At 48.6% G+C, this 15198-nt stretch carries 13 protein-coding genes; 10 read left to right on the forward strand and 3 right to left on the reverse strand.

Features of this window, described 5'->3' with window-relative positions; translation table 11 throughout:
• Positions 1-53: 53 nt before the first annotated feature.
• The 4 genes from GA004_RS03490 to GA004_RS03505 are packed head-to-tail and all read left to right on the forward strand — an operon-like array spanning position 54 to position 6163.
• Entirely contained in the window at positions 54-1859 is a 1806-nt protein-coding gene (locus GA004_RS03490) for an extracellular solute-binding protein (RefSeq protein WP_283395908.1), read from the forward strand.
• Between the two features lie 21 nt (positions 1860-1880).
• Positions 1881-2921, forward strand: a complete 1041-nt coding sequence (locus GA004_RS03495; RefSeq protein ID WP_283395909.1) for an ABC transporter permease subunit — start codon at positions 1881-1883, stop codon at positions 2919-2921.
• A gap of 6 nt (positions 2922-2927) precedes the next feature.
• Positions 2928-4526: an ABC transporter permease subunit gene (locus tag GA004_RS03500; protein ID WP_283395910.1), complete on the forward strand. Its 1599-nt coding sequence runs from the start codon at positions 2928-2930 to the stop codon at positions 4524-4526.
• Complete coding sequence (locus tag GA004_RS03505) at positions 4523-6163, forward strand: ABC transporter ATP-binding protein (RefSeq protein WP_283395911.1); 1641 nt, start codon at positions 4523-4525, stop codon at positions 6161-6163. Before GA004_RS03500 ends, GA004_RS03505 begins: the two co-directional genes overlap by 4 nt.
• 108 nt (positions 6164-6271) lie before the next feature.
• Here GA004_RS03505 and GA004_RS03510 read toward each other — a convergent pair whose 3' ends face one another.
• Entirely contained in the window at positions 6272-7474 is a 1203-nt protein-coding gene (locus tag GA004_RS03510; protein ID WP_283395912.1) for an ABC transporter permease, read from the reverse strand.
• Positions 7467-8216: an ABC transporter ATP-binding protein gene (locus GA004_RS03515; RefSeq protein WP_283395913.1), complete on the reverse strand. Its 750-nt coding sequence runs from the start codon at positions 8214-8216 to the stop codon at positions 7467-7469. The genes GA004_RS03510 and GA004_RS03515 overlap by 8 nt, the downstream gene beginning before the upstream one ends.
• Positions 8217-8664: 448 nt before the next feature.
• Here GA004_RS03515 and ribB point away from each other — a divergent pair, with 448 nt between their 5' ends.
• From ribB to ftsY, 4 genes are all read left to right on the forward strand, one after another.
• The gene (gene ribB, locus GA004_RS03520) at positions 8665-9759 is read left to right on the forward strand and encodes a 3,4-dihydroxy-2-butanone-4-phosphate synthase (RefSeq protein ID WP_283395914.1); all 1095 of its coding nucleotides are present in this window, start codon (positions 8665-8667) and stop codon (positions 9757-9759) included.
• A gap of 103 nt (positions 9760-9862) precedes the next feature.
• On the forward strand, positions 9863-10333 hold the full coding sequence (ribH, locus tag GA004_RS03525; RefSeq protein WP_283395915.1) for a 6,7-dimethyl-8-ribityllumazine synthase: 471 nt from the start codon (positions 9863-9865) through the stop codon (positions 10331-10333).
• A gap of 5 nt (positions 10334-10338) precedes the next feature.
• Positions 10339-10788 (forward strand): transcription antitermination factor NusB, encoded by a 450-nt coding sequence (gene nusB, locus GA004_RS03530; RefSeq protein ID WP_283395916.1) that lies wholly within the window; start codon positions 10339-10341, stop codon positions 10786-10788.
• A 62-nt stretch (positions 10789-10850) separates the two neighbouring features.
• Positions 10851-11783 carry a signal recognition particle-docking protein FtsY gene (ftsY, locus tag GA004_RS03535; RefSeq protein ID WP_283395917.1) on the forward strand — a complete coding sequence of 311 codons (933 nt, stop codon included), beginning with the start codon at positions 10851-10853 and terminating at the stop codon, positions 11781-11783.
• A gap of 79 nt (positions 11784-11862) precedes the next feature.
• Here the strand turns inward: ftsY and GA004_RS03540 are convergent, their stop codons facing one another.
• Complete coding sequence (locus GA004_RS03540; RefSeq protein WP_283395918.1) at positions 11863-12903, reverse strand: DUF481 domain-containing protein; 1041 nt, start codon at positions 12901-12903, stop codon at positions 11863-11865.
• Positions 12904-13182: 279 nt separating this feature from the next.
• Here GA004_RS03540 and cysE point away from each other — a divergent pair, with 279 nt between their 5' ends.
• A complete protein-coding gene (gene cysE / locus GA004_RS03545; protein WP_283395919.1) occupies positions 13183-13998 on the forward strand; it encodes a serine O-acetyltransferase in 816 nt (271 codons plus the stop codon).
• 77 nt (positions 13999-14075) lie between these two features.
• Entirely contained in the window at positions 14076-15164 is a 1089-nt protein-coding gene (gene aroC / locus GA004_RS03550) for a chorismate synthase (RefSeq protein WP_283395920.1), read from the forward strand.
• The last annotated feature ends 34 nt before the right edge of the window (positions 15165-15198 follow it).

Raw genomic sequence — 15198 nt, forward strand, 5'->3', positions numbered from 1 at the left:
GAAACGGTTTGAAGAACTCAATCGTCATACCGATGTCCTGAATTGACTGAATCATGTTTGAAAATTCGATAATTAACCGGAAACCTTTTCGCTTGGCCTCTTGCATACTAATGATGGGTCAGGTGTTATTATTTTTATGCTCGAATGCGCTTGCCGCGGTTTACCCCGGTCCGAATTGGAAAGACGATTACGACCCTATCGCTAGTCCTGACGCGATCATTGGCGGCAAGTTTAAGATGGTGTTGGGACCCTATCCAAGCAGCTTTAATTTGTATACGAACTACACTTCCCAGAGCCTGGCTGTATTCAGTTTGCTGTACGATGGCTTGTTTGACGTGCATCCCTTGACTCTGGTTTGGTCTCCGCGTTTAGCTAGCTCGATTGAGGTTTCCGACGATCAGTTGACGTTCACGATCCATCTCGATTCGAATGCCGTTTGGAGTGATGGCGAGCCAATTACTTCGCAAGATTTCTTGTTCACCTGGGAAACCATCCTAGACCCGAAAAGCCTTGCGGGTGTTCACAAGCATTCGTTGGAAAAATTCGGAATTCCTGATTTGATTGATGAAAAGACGATTCGGCTAAAGGCGGATAAAGTTGATTGGAGCAATATGGTATCACTGGCTTCCTTCGTTATTCTGCCTAAGCACCATTTCGAAGGGCTTGATTTCAATGACCAGGACTTTGAATTCCCGATTGTCTCTGGGCTGTACAAGATTTCTGAAATGAAGGAAGGGAGTTACCTTCGAATGGAACGCCGAAGCGACTGGTGGTTGGAGGACCAGAAGCGATTCATAGGGACAGATAATTTTCAAACCATCGAGTTCCGGTTCTATGCGACGCGCGATCTAATGTGGGAGGCCTTCAAGACGGGCGACGTAGATACATTTGCCTACGCGACGGCTCAAATTTGGAATGAAGACGCGAAAGGCGAGTTATTCGACAAGCACTGGATTGCGAAGCACAAAATTTACAACCAAGCGCCAATAGGTATACAGGGTTTTCCCATGAATATGCGAAAGGCGCCGTTCGATGATATCCGAGTGCGTAAAGCAATGGCCCATATGCTTGATCGCCGAACGATTAATAAGACGATGCTGTTTGGTGACTATTTCATGCAGAACTCAATATACCATGATCTTTATGGCGAAGATCATCCGAACACCAATTTGCAGTTCGAGTATGAGCCCGAAACAGCGAGGAAGCTCCTAGATGAGGCGGGTTGGAAAGCTAATCCGGACACGGGTATCTTGGAAAAGGATGGAGAGCCTTTTGTATTTACGTTTTTGGGACGAAGCCCTGATTTCAACAAGTATTTAGTCATTTACCAAGAGGCACTCAAAGATGTGGGCATCGAGATGAGAATTCAGGAAAAGGACTGGGCGGCTTGGACCAAAGACATGGACGAGTTCAACTATGAGATGACACTGGCGGCTTGGGGCGCTCCTATCTTTCGTTCCCCGGAGGGGATGTGGCATTCAAGAGAAGCCGATAGAAAGTCGAGCAACAACATTTATGGATTCAAAAATGCCAAAGTAGATCAGCTGATCGAAAAACAGCTCAAGGAATTCGATATTGGCAAGCGAATGGAGATTCTTCGTGAGATTGATCACTTGATTCAACTCGAAATGCCGATGGTGATGATATGGATGATCGACTTTCAGCGAATCATGTACTGGAACAAGTTTGGGACTCCGGAAACGGTCTATGACAAATTTAATGACGAGGCGTCCGCTTTGCATTATTGGTGGGCTGACCCAGATTTACAGGCAGACTTCGAATCAGCTAAGGCGAATGGCGAGGGGCTCCCGCCAACGTCAGATACGATCGTCTTCGACGAGATATTCTCTGAAAACTAGATCAGCGAGCCTCTCGTCATAATGACCGGTCGAACCGCCTACTTTACACGAAGAATTTTACTTATCATTCCGACGTTTATCGGGATTACGCTTACTTCCTTCTTGCTGTGCCAATTTGTGCCGGGAGGGCCAGTGGAGCAGGCAATGCTAAAGATGCGTGGCGACTCAAGTGGCACTGACGGAGCTCTCGGATCACAGGAGATTTCGGAGGCGCAAAGAGAAGCCCTTCGAGAGCACTTCGGCTTTGATAAACCCCTGATTCGGCGATATTGGGATTGGCTTGTCGTCAACAAACTCGGCATGACTGTCGATTCTTACGTTTACAGCCATAAAACCGTTGGAAGCCTCATTTTTGAGCGGTTTCCAGTTTCTCTCACATTCGGGATCACGGGGTTTATCCTAACCTATTTGATATGCATTCCTCTGGGAATCGCGAAAGCTCTCAGGGATGGCGGCGTGTTTGATTTGATATCAAGTTTCGTAGTATTTATTGGATACGCAATACCCTCATTCGCGTTTGGAATGTTGCTAAAAATGTTCTTTTCCGGAACAGTGGACAATTTCTGGGACATTTTTCCAATTGGTGGCTTTCGTTCAGACGGATGGGAAGAGTATAGTTTCTGGGCGAAGGTGAAAGACCAGTTCATGCACATGTTCCTGCCCGTGCTTTGCTATGTGATCGGCAATTTTGCGGTGCTCACGATGTTGATGAAGAACTCGCTAATGGAGCAGATCAGTCAAGATTACGTGAGAACAGTGGTGGCACGAGGTGGAACAATGGGGACAGCAGTTTGGCGACATGCGTTTCGAAATGCCATGATTCCAATTGCGACCGGATTTGGAGGAGTTTTATCCATACTGTTCGCAGGATCAGTATTGATCGAGCGCGTATTCAATATTCCAGGTATCGGATTGCTGAGCTTAGAGGCGATTGTAAGCCGCGACTACATGGTGTTTATGGGCGTCCTCGCTTTGACCTCAATCGTGGCTTTGCTCGGGCGAATCATATCCGACTTCTGTTACGTGCTTATCGACCCTAGGATTTCATTTTCTAGCGAGTAAAATCGTATGTGGAAACCCAAACTAAATCCGGTTACTGAAAGAAGGCTGCGTCGTTTTAAGTCTATCAAGCGGTCCTACTATTCTTTCTGGATCTTGATTGGCCTTTATGCACTTAGTCTAATTTCGGAAGTTGTAAGCAACGAAAAGCCACTGGTGGTTCGGTCTGATGGTGAGTGGCGATTCCCAATTCTCTTTTTTTATCCAGATAATTTGTTTACTGACAGTGGATTGTATACAAGACCAGACTACAAACTGATAAATCAATTACCAAAGTTTGCAGAATCCGAGGAGAATTTTATGATTTTCCCGTTGATTCCCTATGGTCCCTATGAAACGATTTCTGCAGACAGTATCGAATTAGATGATGTCGTTTACGTTAGTGTTAACCGGAAACAACTTGTAGGTTCGCTCAATGTAGACTCTGAAATGAAAATCAGCCGATCCAATGCAGGAGCCGGTTTTTTTGCTGTTGAAAGCGAGAGGGATCTAAGAGGCCGACCTGTGCAGGATGGTATGAGGCTTTCATCAGAATTTCTGTCAGCTATCGACGCTCGGTTCGCGAACGAATTGGAATTAGCTTCACTTGATGAGGAATTAACCACTTTAGAAGGAATGGCTGTAAAGGCGAGCCTGTCGGCTTTTAGTCCTAGGTCCCGGCCCCCGAGCTCGGTCAGGATCACACTACGAGAAGAAATCGGAGATAGTGATCCCCTAAAATGGGCTTTTAGGGGAAATGGGACTGAACCTACTAATAGAGACCGTTTCTGGGGCGAGCTCGATTCAGAAATAAAGTCTAAAATATCGGCTTCTGCCGCGAGAGTGGGGCGAGAGCGAGTCGATGATCAGGCATTTGAATGGGAAGGAAAAACCTACTCGGTCCGTTTCGATAAGGAGATCGTTCGCTTTCCTTTCCGCCCTGTAGGCAATCACTATCTCGGGCTGGATAGCAGTGGTAGAGATGTCTTGACCAGAATATTCTATGGGCTGCGTATTTCACTGAACTTTGGGCTGGCTCTCGTCATCGGAACAATGATATTGGGTGTAATTATTGGAGGACTACAAGGGTATAAGGGAGGACTTTTTGATTTGGGAGGTCAGAGACTCATTGAAATCTGGGAATCCCTTCCTTTCCTTTATATTATGATCTTTATGGGGTCTGTTTTTGGAAGAGGCTTTATACTACTTCTAATTGTTTACGGGGTGTTCAACTGGATATCGATTTCCTACTACATTCGCGGCGAATTCTTAAAGCTTCGCAAACAACCCTTTGTTGAGGCTGCCCATTGCCTAGGCCTTCCGGGTTGGAAGATTATGTCGAGACATATTTTGCCGAACTCTCTCGTTCCAATCATAACCTTCTTCCCTTTCTATTTGGTGGGAGCGATCTTCTCCTTGTCCGCTCTTGACTATCTTGGATTTGGACTCCCTCCTCCAACCCCGAGTTGGGGCGAGTTGCTTTCACAGGCACAGGAATTTAGGTCTGCGTGGTGGTTGGTTACCTACCCAACTGCAACACTCATCCTTGTAATCCTGTTGGGCGTCTTTATTGGCGAGGGTGTTCGAGCTGCCTTCGATCCGCGGGTAAACAGTCGTTTCGAATCATGATGCCTGAAACTGAAAATTTGCTAGAGGTCAGAAACCTGTCGGTCGAGTTCAAGACTGAGGAAACGATCGTGCGTGCGGTCGACAATCTCAGTTTTGATTTAAAGCAAGGAGAGATACTCGGAATCGTTGGCGAGTCGGGTAGTGGGAAATCTGTTACTGGTATGAGTCTTGTACGACTGATTCCGGATCCAATTGGAAAAATTGTCTCAGGAACGGCTAACTTTTGCGGTACAGATTTACTCCAGATGCCAATTGATGAATTGAAAAAAATCCGAGGAGAAGAAATAGGCATCATTTTCCAGGAGCCCATGACCGCCTTGTCACCCTTGGTGAAAGTAGGAAAACAAATTGTAGAGACGTTACAATTGCATCGAGACATTTCAAAGGAAGAAGCGTGGGGAGTCGGTATAGAATGGCTCAAAAAAGTGGGTATTCCTGAACCCGAAGAACGGATGCACTCTTTCCCTTTTGAGTTTTCGGGTGGGATGCGTCAAAGGGTCATGATTGCTCTCGTGCTCATGTTGGAGCCTTCGGTTATAATTGCTGACGAGCCCACCACTGCTCTGGACGTAACCACTCAGCTTCAGATTTTCGAATTAATTCTTAGGATCAGAAAAGAGGAAAGCTCCATAATCTTTATTACCCACGATATGGGGGTCATCTGGCAGCTTTGTGATCGGGTGATGGTTATGGAGAAGGCTAAGAAAGTGGAAGAGGGAGCGCTTCGGGACCTGTTCGCCTCACCGGAAGAGGAATACACAAAGGTCCTGTTAGCTTCAGTTCCCCGTCTGACGGATGAGGCGAAAGTATGTGATTTAGAAAAAGAAACCCCCTTGGTTGAAGTTCGAAATTTGCGGACATGGTTCCCTATCAAGAAAGGAATCTTTTCCAAAACCGTGGGTCATGTGAAGGCAGTTGACGATCTCTCTTTGGATATATTTCCGGGGGAAACACTGGCCGTGGTAGGCGAGTCTGGTAGTGGTAAAAGTACACTAGGACGAACCATTCTGGGGTTAGAGAGAGCGACTTCGGGTGATATTGCTTATCGCGGAAATTCACTGATTGGGCTGAACAGAAAAGAGTTTCTTCCATTCAGGAAAAATTTGCAGATCATTTTTCAAGATCCGTTTAGCTCACTCAATCCACGTATGACAATACTGGATATTCTAACCGAAGGGATGGAGGAGCATGGGATGCTGAAGGGAGAGCCCAAGCAAGAACTTGCAGTGCGTTTATTGGAAGAAGTGCAGCTCGAAGCTGACCACATTTTTAGGTATCCCCATGAATTCAGTGGAGGACAACGGCAGCGTATCTGTATTGCGAGAGTGCTTTCTCTCAAACCAGAGCTGATTATTTGCGACGAAGCGGTGAGTGCCTTGGATGTTACTATTCAAGCGCAAGTGATTGAGCTTTTGATGAAGCTTCAGGAGAATTATGGCCTTTCCTACATGTTCATCTCTCACGACTTGAGTGTAGTGAAGAAAATTTCTGACCGGACGGTGGTGATGAAGTCCGGAAGTATCGTTGAGCAAGGACAGACAGCGGAAGTGATTGGAAATCCTAAGCACGAATACACACAATCGCTACTCAACGCAGTCCCCATTCCCGGCGAAGAGTCTTGTCGCCTGGCAGTGTAGGCCTCAATCCGAAACCATTAGTTCAGCTCTTTGGCTTTAAAGGTTTATGAGCGAAAGCGCTGGGGTTGAGGCTTGGTGGATTTGGTGAACTCGTTTTATTGTGAACGGTTAGGTTCTGAAAAGGATTTGCTCTCGCTGGAAAAAGGATGCGGCGAGCCTCATGGCGAGGAACGCGTAGAGAAACGAAGTTGCCAGTGAGATGCCGAAGTAGAGAGTGTCGAATAGGTCCCCAAAAATCTGCTTCATGGTGAGCGATATGTTCAATATCGGGACGAATGCAGTGCAGATATGGGATTCTGCTCCCAGCACAGTCGAAAGCACAGCGGGAAGAATCACTACCGCGAAAAAGGGGAGGATGTAAGTTTGGGCCTCCTTTTGGTTACGGGCGAAACTGGAAATAACCAAAAGTAGAGAGGAGGTGAATAGCGCTAGAGGTATTACAATGAGCATCATCCAGACTACTGAGATAAAGTTGATTGAGATACTGTCTCCGACCAGTTTCTTAAAAAACTCGAGCCCGAAAGCGATAGGGGCGATGATTCCGGTAATGGCACAGCAGGATGCGATGAAGCTTATAGTCAGGATTGTCAGAAGCTTGCCCGTGACGATTTCGTATCGGGATGCGGGTGACACTAGCAGTGTTTCCATCGTACCTCGCTCTTTCTCTCCAGCACAGAGATCGAACGCGGTTTGAATTCCGCCGAACGCTGCGCTCATAACTATGATGTAGGGCAGGAAAAGTCCGAGAACGAATGAACCCGCCGAGGAGCCCGCGGCGATGTTGGTTATCTCAACTTTAGTTGGCTTTGCAAAGTTTTCAGATAGACTGGCGGCTTCGATCCGATCCGCTAGGGCTTCTTTGTCGAATTTTCCAATAAAGTTCCTGAGCCGGGCCTGTGCGAATTGCGAGTTCTCGTTGGCAAAGTTGTAGAGTATTTCTAGAGGAGCAGAATTGTTGGAGGAGAACTCGGTCTGGGCGTTTTCACGAACAATGAGAGCCGCTCTAATCGTCCGGTCTTCGATCGCTTGCTTGGCGGCCTCACGTGAATCGATTTGATGGGCGTTGAAACCTTCATCCGTTTTAAGCCGTTTGACGAGTTCGGGGAAGGCCGATTGCTCCACGATTCCGACTTCAACGATAGAGGCTTGTTTTTCGATTTCCTTTTTGCCGGCAAAAAAGAGAACAGTGCCAATGAGAAGAGGCGTGACGAGTAATGGTGAAACGATCACGCCGAGAATAACCCGTTTGTCACGAAGTGTTTCCCGTATTTCTTTTAAAAATACTGTAGATGTTAGAGACGGTCTAGACATTTTCTGTCTCCATTCCATTTACAATTTTCAGGAAGGCTTTCTCGATTGAGGTTTCGCCTGTCTGGGCGTGCAGATCCCGAACACTTCCCTCGGCTGCAATAATTCCTTTGTGAACGATCGCGACGTGGTCGCAAAGACGCTCAACTTCACTCATGATGTGAGTGGAAAACACGACGGTCAGTGAATCAGTGCGGCACTGTTCGATAAATGCCATGATTGTTTGCGAAGTCATCACATCGAGGCCGTTGGTGGGTTCGTCAAAGATCATGACGGGTGGACTGTGCACTATGGAGCGTGCTATGGAGACTCGCTGCTTCTGACCCGTAGAGAGCTTGTCACAACGGGCGTTCTGGAATTCGCCGATTTCGAGGCGCTCTACGAGCTCGTTGATCCGGCTAGTCAGTTCGGGGCCGCTCATTCCGTTGAGTTTACCGAAATATTGGATCATCTCGCGAGCGCTCAAGCGGCCATAAAGAGCGGTGCTCCCGGACAGGAACCCGATATTTCGCCGCACCTCCTGAGGATCATCCCTAATGCTGAAACCCGCGATGGTCGCGGTTCCTCTCGTCGGTTCGAGAAGTGTAGCTAGCATTCGGAGGGTAGTGGTCTTCCCGGCACCGTTTGCCCCGAGGAGGCCGAAGATTTTTCCAGGGTCGCTAGTTAGGCTGACATTGGAGACCGCTTTAACGAGGCCGCGTTTCTTATCACGAAAGGTTTTGGTGAGGTTTTCGGCGACTATCACGGTTTTCGGCGTGTTGTTTGCAGTGAGAAAGGTACGTTCGAGAAGTATTATCGAGAAAAAAGCGTTATTGAAGCTATCTCCGATAGAATTGTTTTCGTCTGATTTTGGTAGAGCTTTAAGTTGTTGGTAGATAATCTGATAGTCTAATAGGCTTACGCTTGGATACCGGTCTCTAGGGTGTGATTTGCCTGTCTGATGAGTGATTTCCGCAGAAAAACGAAAAAAAGTGAGTGCCTTTACCCAAGGAAACAGGAATTTGCACCGACATACCGATCACGAAGAGTTTTATAAGACGTTTTTGTATTTTTGATATTGTTCCTACAATTAGATGGATTGTTAAAAGACAGGGCTTTTGGACGAGGCCCTGCTTTTTTATGCCCGGATCACTTGCGGGAATCCGGTGTATCGAGTTGTCATTGCTGAGACTTGCGTTTCACTGATGGCCAGAATGAGTCAGATCGAAGAAGAAATAGCGTTCGATAGTGTCGAGGAGGCAATTGAGGAAATTGCTGCGGGTCGGCCCGTTATCGTGACGGATGACGAGTCGCGAGAGAACGAGGGCGATCTCATCGTCGCGGCTTCAAAAGTGACTCCGGAGGTGGTGAACATGATGATTCAGCACGCTCGAGGGCTCATTTGCGCCCCTTGCACAGGCCACCACTTGCAGCGGCTCGGAATCAATCGAATGGTGGATGAAAACCGGGAGGCCCACAAGACCGATTTTACCATATCCATCGATGCGGCGGATGGTATTACCACGGGAATCAGCGCTTATGACCGATTTCGTACGCTCCAGCTTTTGGGAAATCCTGATACATCTCCCGATGAATTCGTCCAGCCTGGCCACATATTTCCGCTTAAAGCAAGGGATGGAGGTGTCCTTGAGCGAGCGGGTCATACGGAAGCGGCGATTGATCTGGCTTCACTAGCGGGACTTTTCCCTTGTGCGGCCATCTGCGAGATTCTAAACGACGACGGTTCGATGGCCCGGATTCCTGAGCTTTGTGTGTTCAAGGAGAAGTTTGGGCTCAAAATGATTTCGATCGCGGCCTTGATTGAGTATCGTCGCAAGCGCGACAAACTCGTGGATGAGGTAAGTGAATTGCCGTTTGAGAGTGAGTTCGGATCTTTTCGTCTTAAGGTTTTTCGGAGTAAGCTCGACCACGTTGAGCACTATGCGTTGCTTTCTGGAGAGATTGGTCCTTCGCCGACCCTGGTACGTGTGCATGCAGAGAATCTATTCACGGATCTGTTTCGAAAAACCGGAGGACGGGGAAGCGACGGGCTGCAAAGGGCGCTGACCCGCGTTGGCAAGGAGGGATGCGGAGCGGTTGTTTTTATTAGTCGTCCAGACAACGGACTTTCTCAGATCGACAATTCAGCCGGAAAGACCGGAGACATGGGACTGCGTGACTATGGGATAGGAGCCCAAATTCTTGTGGCGCTTGGGCTAGAGAAAATCCGCCTTCTCTCGAATACCAGTCGTAACGTGGTCGGATTAGACGGTTACGGCCTCGAAATTGTGGAGCAGGTCTCATTGTAACAAAGGCCGTGCCCAGCGGCCGAATTGAGATTAATCCGAATTCCTACTTTACATGGCTGGGTAACGGGCTCATTCCCGTGTCTCTTCTCACCTTGTTCTTAATATGAGCCGCTTATCGCCAGAACCTTCCAATATTGACGGATCCGATTTTAGGGTCGCGATTGTCGCTGCTCGTTATAACCAGATTTATGTGGATGGTCTATTGTTCGGGGTTCAGGCGGCCTTGGCGAAAGCGGGTGTCTTGGAAGAGAAAATTATTGTCGAGCGGGTGCCGGGATCAAACGAGCTTCCTATCGCTGCACAACTCATGGCAGGCAAAGCGTATTTCGACGCGATCATTGCTTTGGGTGTTATCATAGCGGGTGGCACAAAGCATTTTGAGTTGGTGGCGGATTCCTCGAATATCGGCTTGCAGCAAGTGGCGTTGGAGTCGGGTATTCCGCTCGTGAATGGCGTAATTGTTGGGGACAACGAGGATCAGGTGAAAGAACGTTGTGTGGGACCGATTCCCAAGGGAACGGAGTTTGGGCAATGCGCTCTCGAAATGGCGCAGTTGCGTCGCGACTACAGGTAACAGTCATGTCAGAAGTCAAAAAACCGCAACGACGACTGTGCCGCATCGCTTGCATGCAGTACCTTTACTCGTGGTTGATCAACCATCCCGAAGACATTAATGAAGATCTCAGAGTTTTCTACGAAGACCAGGAGGAGGAACGAGATTACTACGCATTCGCTGACGAGCTTATCTTTGGCGTGATCGAAAATCTAGATGCGATCGACGATAAGATAAAAGAAATCGCGAACAATTGGGATTTCGATCGAATTGCCAAAATCGATCTATCGATATTGAGAATGGCGATCTACGAACTGCTTTTGCGAAAGGATATTCCTCCAGTGGTCACAATCAATGAGGCGATCGATCTGAGCAAAATGTATTCCTCGGAGGAGTCGCGTCGATTCGTAAATGGAATACTCGACAAGCTTCGTGGGCAGTTGAACCGGCCGTCGAGACAGGCGAGTTGGGATTGAGCATCAAGTTAGCTGAAATTCGGTATTGGCCGGGTCAGAAAAATCTCTAATTCGATTAGACTATGCTATCGCTTTTTAAGAAATTCAAAGAGGGGCTCTCGAAATCCGCCAAGAATATCGCTGACAAGACAGGCGGGATCTTCCGTCGCGCGAAGCTAGATGCATCGACTATCGAGGAATTAGAAGAAGCGCTCTATGGAGCAGATTTTGGATACGAGACGACAGAAGAAATCGTTGAAGAAACGAAAGAGGCTTACCGGAAAGACAGGGAACTGCGCGGTCAGGATGTAGCGAAAATCGGATCATCTGTCCTTAGGCGCGTTTTAGATGGCTCGGAGGGAACGATCGAGTTTAAGGATGACCGGCCCACGGTGATCTGTCTGATTGGGGTAAATGGGTCTGGAAAGACCACCACGACCGCGAAACTGGGGAGCCAATGCAAGGCCGAGGGAAGAGAAGTTCTGGTGGCGGCCTGCGACACGTTTCGAGCCGCGGCCATTGAGCAGTTGAAAGAGTGGACGAACCGATTGGACCTAGAGATCGTTTCCGGTGAACGTGGCGCAGATGCGGCGGCCGTTGCCTACGATGCGTGGCAGGCTGCCAAGAGCCGAAGAAAGGACACGTTGATCATCGACACGGCGGGTCGTTTGCATACGAAGAGCAATTTGATGGATGAGCTGGCCAAGATTAGGCGTGTATTGCAAAAACGCGATGAATCGGCACCGCATTACAGCCTTTTGGTGGTTGATGGGAGTTTAGGGTCAAACTCCATTGAGCAAGCTCGTGTTTTTCACGAGAAATTTGGTCTCGATGGACTGATTGTGACTAAGCTAGACGGGACGAGCAGAGGAGGTTCTCTTGTAGGAATATACCGTGAGTTGAAATTGCCAATTTACTTTTTGGGTTTTGGTGAGAAGGCTGAGGATTTACAGGCGTACCAGATCGACAATTACGTCGATGCGGTGTTCGGAGTGGAAGAGGAAGTCTCTGCCTGAGTCGTTGGGGAAAGCTCTTGATATAAAAACTGCCTCGGCTGCGAAAAGCGGAGGCGTTGGGAAAGGGGTGTTGATGCAACTACTGCCAGTTCAGCACGAGGCGAATGTAGTAGGTGGTATCGAGTTCCTTCTTTCCGCTCAGATCCGCGTCACTGTCACAGTCATTAGCGAAACCTAGTCGGACGCTGTATTGATCAGCCTTGAGAGGAAGATCGAGAGCGGTGTCTTGGTAGAGGCGGAAACTGCCAAAGTCTTCAATGGTAGGCGTAAACTTGATACGATTGACCAACGTACCCCACGTGAGCGTTTCCTTGTGCTCGAGACCGAAGTCTAGACTGGCGGCGTTTAGCTGCTCGCGGATCGGGGTGGAGAAATCGCTGTATTCCTCAAACCGATAGCCGACACCACCGCGAATGTTGAGGAATCTAGAATCGGATTTAGTTATCGTATATCCGAAACCGCCTGCCGTTGTGACGAACAAATCTGTGCCCTTGATAACATCGCGTCCTAGTTCGCTGCTGACATACCAGTTCCACTCGTCGTTGATCTGGTTCGAGTAGTCTACCCCTACCCGAGCATCATCGGCGCTCTTAATCCCGTCGGTTTCTTCGAAATTTGCCCTTGTAAAGAAAGACAGCCTATCATCCGGCCCGTTTAAGGTGGCTCGGAAGCTCATTCCGAATCCAGTGCTGGATTTGTTCCCGCTTTTGCCTGCGAGGTCGAAAGCCGCTAGGTAAGCCCAACTGCGGCGCATTTTCTTTTCGGTGGGACTCATGCTTCCGATCTGCCAGCTTTCTTTGACATTGGAAACAGAGGTAGTCATTCTGCCTTTTTCGGTCGTGACTTTCAGAGATCCGTCATCAGAGCCGGTGATTTTTCCTGAGAACGAGGCACCACCCTCAATCGAAACAAAAATAGGATCGTCGGTGGTCATTTGTTCGACTTGGGTTTGGTCGACCACTATGTCTCCCGCAAAATCGGTCGATATTTTTATCTTTCCGCCGTCGATTTCCTGGATTTTACCTACGATTTTGGAGCCAGATTTAGTGACGATGACGTCGCCGATCGAAGATACCACAAACAGGGCGAAGGCCGCTATTGAAGCTAATAGTTTATTCATACTTATTATTTGATTGTCAAAATTGAGTGATTCCATCCCAGCTAGGGTTTTCGATTTGACACAACCGAATGTACTAGAGGTCACAAATCATTGTTCCATGAGCCTACTTTTCTCAATTCTATTAGTGAAAGTCGACCGACGATAGATTGAACCAGTGCTTTGCAATAAAATATTGACGGGGAGAGTTTTCGAACAAAACAGTTTCGAGATTGATTTGCATTGGCGCTCGATGTTCCAGTGCATACGGTCCAAGGTCATTGTTGAGATACAAATTTTAATATGGACGCTCTAAGTAACATAATCTGGGAGTCTCTTCGCAAGGAGGCGGATCAGTCGACGAAAGATGAGCGTCTCCTCGTTGCCTATCTCGAAGAAACGGTATTAGGGCAAAATTCGTTTGAAGCCGCTCTCAGCTACACACTCGCCTCTAAAATGCGGGATGACATCCTCCCCAGCATCACTTTGAGGGATCTGTTTTTTCAAATCCTCGAATTGGAAAAGGGGCTTCGAGAGTGCATTCTCATAGATCTGCAAGCGGTTAAAGAGCGGGATCCAGCGGCAGGCGGATACCTCTCACCCTTCCTTTTCTTTAAGGGATTCCATGCTCTGTCTGCGTATCGCTTCGCTCACTACCTTTGGTACGAGGATCGTAAAACCCTTGCTTTGTATCTACAGAGCTTGATTTCGAAAGTATTCGGAGTGGACATACATCCTGCGGCGACAATCGGTCATGGAATACTCATAGACCACGCAACAGGGGTGGTAATTGGTGAAACGGCCGTTGTAGGGAACAACGTTTCGCTGCTGCACGGAGTCACTTTAGGTGGAACCGGAAAAGAGAGAGGGGATCGGCACCCTAAGGTAGGTGACGGGGTCTTGATCGCTGCGGGAGCAAAAGTCCTTGGTAATATCAAAATTGGTGAGGGAGCGAAAATTGGGGCGGGTAGTGTGGTGCTCCACAGCGTTAAAGCGCACGGCACCGTTGTTGGCGTTCCCGCCAAAAATATTGGGACATGCAAAGAGGCGACGCCTGCTCTGGGAATGAACCAGCAGCTCGGGAAGGGCAATGTTTCAGGTTTCGATCCTGGAATCTAGGTCTTTAAGGTTTCTGCCTGGATATCTAGAGCAAGATTTTCCTTTATTCGTTCGGGTCAGCTCGTAGGGTCGTCGCTATGCCTAATACTTTCGGCAAACTATTTTCGATTAGCACCTGGGGTGAAAGCCATGGAGGAGCTGTGGGCGTTGTCGTGGATGGGTGCCCTCCAAACCTGTCGATAACGGCTGAGGAAATTCAGCTCGAGTTAGACCGGAGGCGGCCAGGCCAGAGTGATATCGTCACGCCTCGAAAAGAGTTGGACAAGGTTCAGATACTATCTGGAGTGTATGCGGGCCGTACGACGGGAACCCCGATTTCCATGTTGGTCTTCAACAAAGATCATCGCCCAGAAGCGTATGCTGAAATGAAGGAAAAGTTTAGGCCTTCCCACGCTGACTACACTTATCAAACGAAGTTTGGACATCGAGATCCGGAAGGAGGGGGCCGCTCTTCTGCCCGTGAGACAATCGGGCGGGTTGCCGCGGGAGCCATAGCGAAGAAGATTCTTGGTCTTGCCGTTGGAGTTGAAACGATTGCCTACGTGAAGCGGATTCAGGATATCGAGATGCCCGAAGATGCCGATGTATCCCTCGAACTGATCGAGGCAAGTGCGGTTCGATGCCCACATGCAGGCACGGCCCAAGCAATGATCGACCGAATCCGTGAGGTGCGAAGCCAAGGCGATTCCGTGGGCGGCGTCATCGAATGTTTGATACGCAATTTGCCGGTTGGGCTCGGTGAGCCGGTGTTTGACCGATTTGAGGCGGATTTAGCGAAGGCGATGCTTTCCCTTCCTGCCACCAAAGGGTTTGAAGTGGGGAGTGGGTTCTCGGGGACAAGACTGTCGGGCTCCGAGCACAATGACCACTTCGAGATTCGAGACGGCCGAGTTCGAACAAAGACAAACCGTTCGGGGGGAATTCAAGGGGGAATTACGAATGGGGAGGAAGTCCGTTTTCGCGTTGCTTTCAAACCAACGGCAACACTTCTTCAGTCGCAGCCGACAGTGAACAAAGATGGGAATGAGACCGAACTGAAGGCTCGAGGGCGACATGATCCGTGCGTTTTGCCGCGAGCCGTCCCGATTGTTGAAGCGATGGCTAATCTAGTGACGATTGATCATTGGATGCGTCAGCATGCGCAAAATCGCTTGTTCTCATTTTAACCTTCCGAGAATATAGCGTCAGTATTTCGGGTAT

Origin of the sequence: Candidatus Pelagisphaera phototrophica (genome assembly GCF_014529625.1) — a bacterium.
GTDB classification, from domain to species: Bacteria; Verrucomicrobiota; Verrucomicrobiia; order Opitutales; family Opitutaceae; genus Pelagisphaera; species Pelagisphaera phototrophica.

Bases quoted from the DNA above. Each gene is read 5' to 3' on its own strand.
- cysE (WP_283395919.1), top strand. From the start codon at position 13,183: ATGGACGCTCTAAGTAACATAATCTGGGAGTCTCTTCGCAAGGAGGCG.
- ribH (WP_283395915.1), top strand. From the start codon at position 9,863: ATGAGCCGCTTATCGCCAGAACCTTCCAATATTGACGGATCCGATTTT.
- GA004_RS03495 (WP_283395909.1), top strand. From the start codon at position 1,881: ATGACCGGTCGAACCGCCTACTTTACACGAAGAATTTTACTTATCATT.
- GA004_RS03490 (WP_283395908.1), top strand. From the start codon at position 54: ATGTTTGAAAATTCGATAATTAACCGGAAACCTTTTCGCTTGGCCTCT.
- aroC (WP_283395920.1), top strand. From the start codon at position 14,076: ATGCCTAATACTTTCGGCAAACTATTTTCGATTAGCACCTGGGGTGAA.
- ribB (WP_283395914.1), top strand. From the start codon at position 8,665: ATGAGTCAGATCGAAGAAGAAATAGCGTTCGATAGTGTCGAGGAGGCA.
- GA004_RS03510 (WP_283395912.1), bottom strand. From the start codon at position 7,474: ATGTCTAGACCGTCTCTAACATCTACAGTATTTTTAAAAGAAATACGG.
- GA004_RS03505 (WP_283395911.1), top strand. From the start codon at position 4,523: ATGATGCCTGAAACTGAAAATTTGCTAGAGGTCAGAAACCTGTCGGTC.
- nusB (WP_283395916.1), top strand. From the start codon at position 10,339: ATGTCAGAAGTCAAAAAACCGCAACGACGACTGTGCCGCATCGCTTGC.
- GA004_RS03500 (WP_283395910.1), top strand. From the start codon at position 2,928: ATGTGGAAACCCAAACTAAATCCGGTTACTGAAAGAAGGCTGCGTCGT.
- GA004_RS03540 (WP_283395918.1), bottom strand. From the start codon at position 12,903: ATGAATAAACTATTAGCTTCAATAGCGGCCTTCGCCCTGTTTGTGGTA.
- ftsY (WP_283395917.1), top strand. From the start codon at position 10,851: ATGCTATCGCTTTTTAAGAAATTCAAAGAGGGGCTCTCGAAATCCGCC.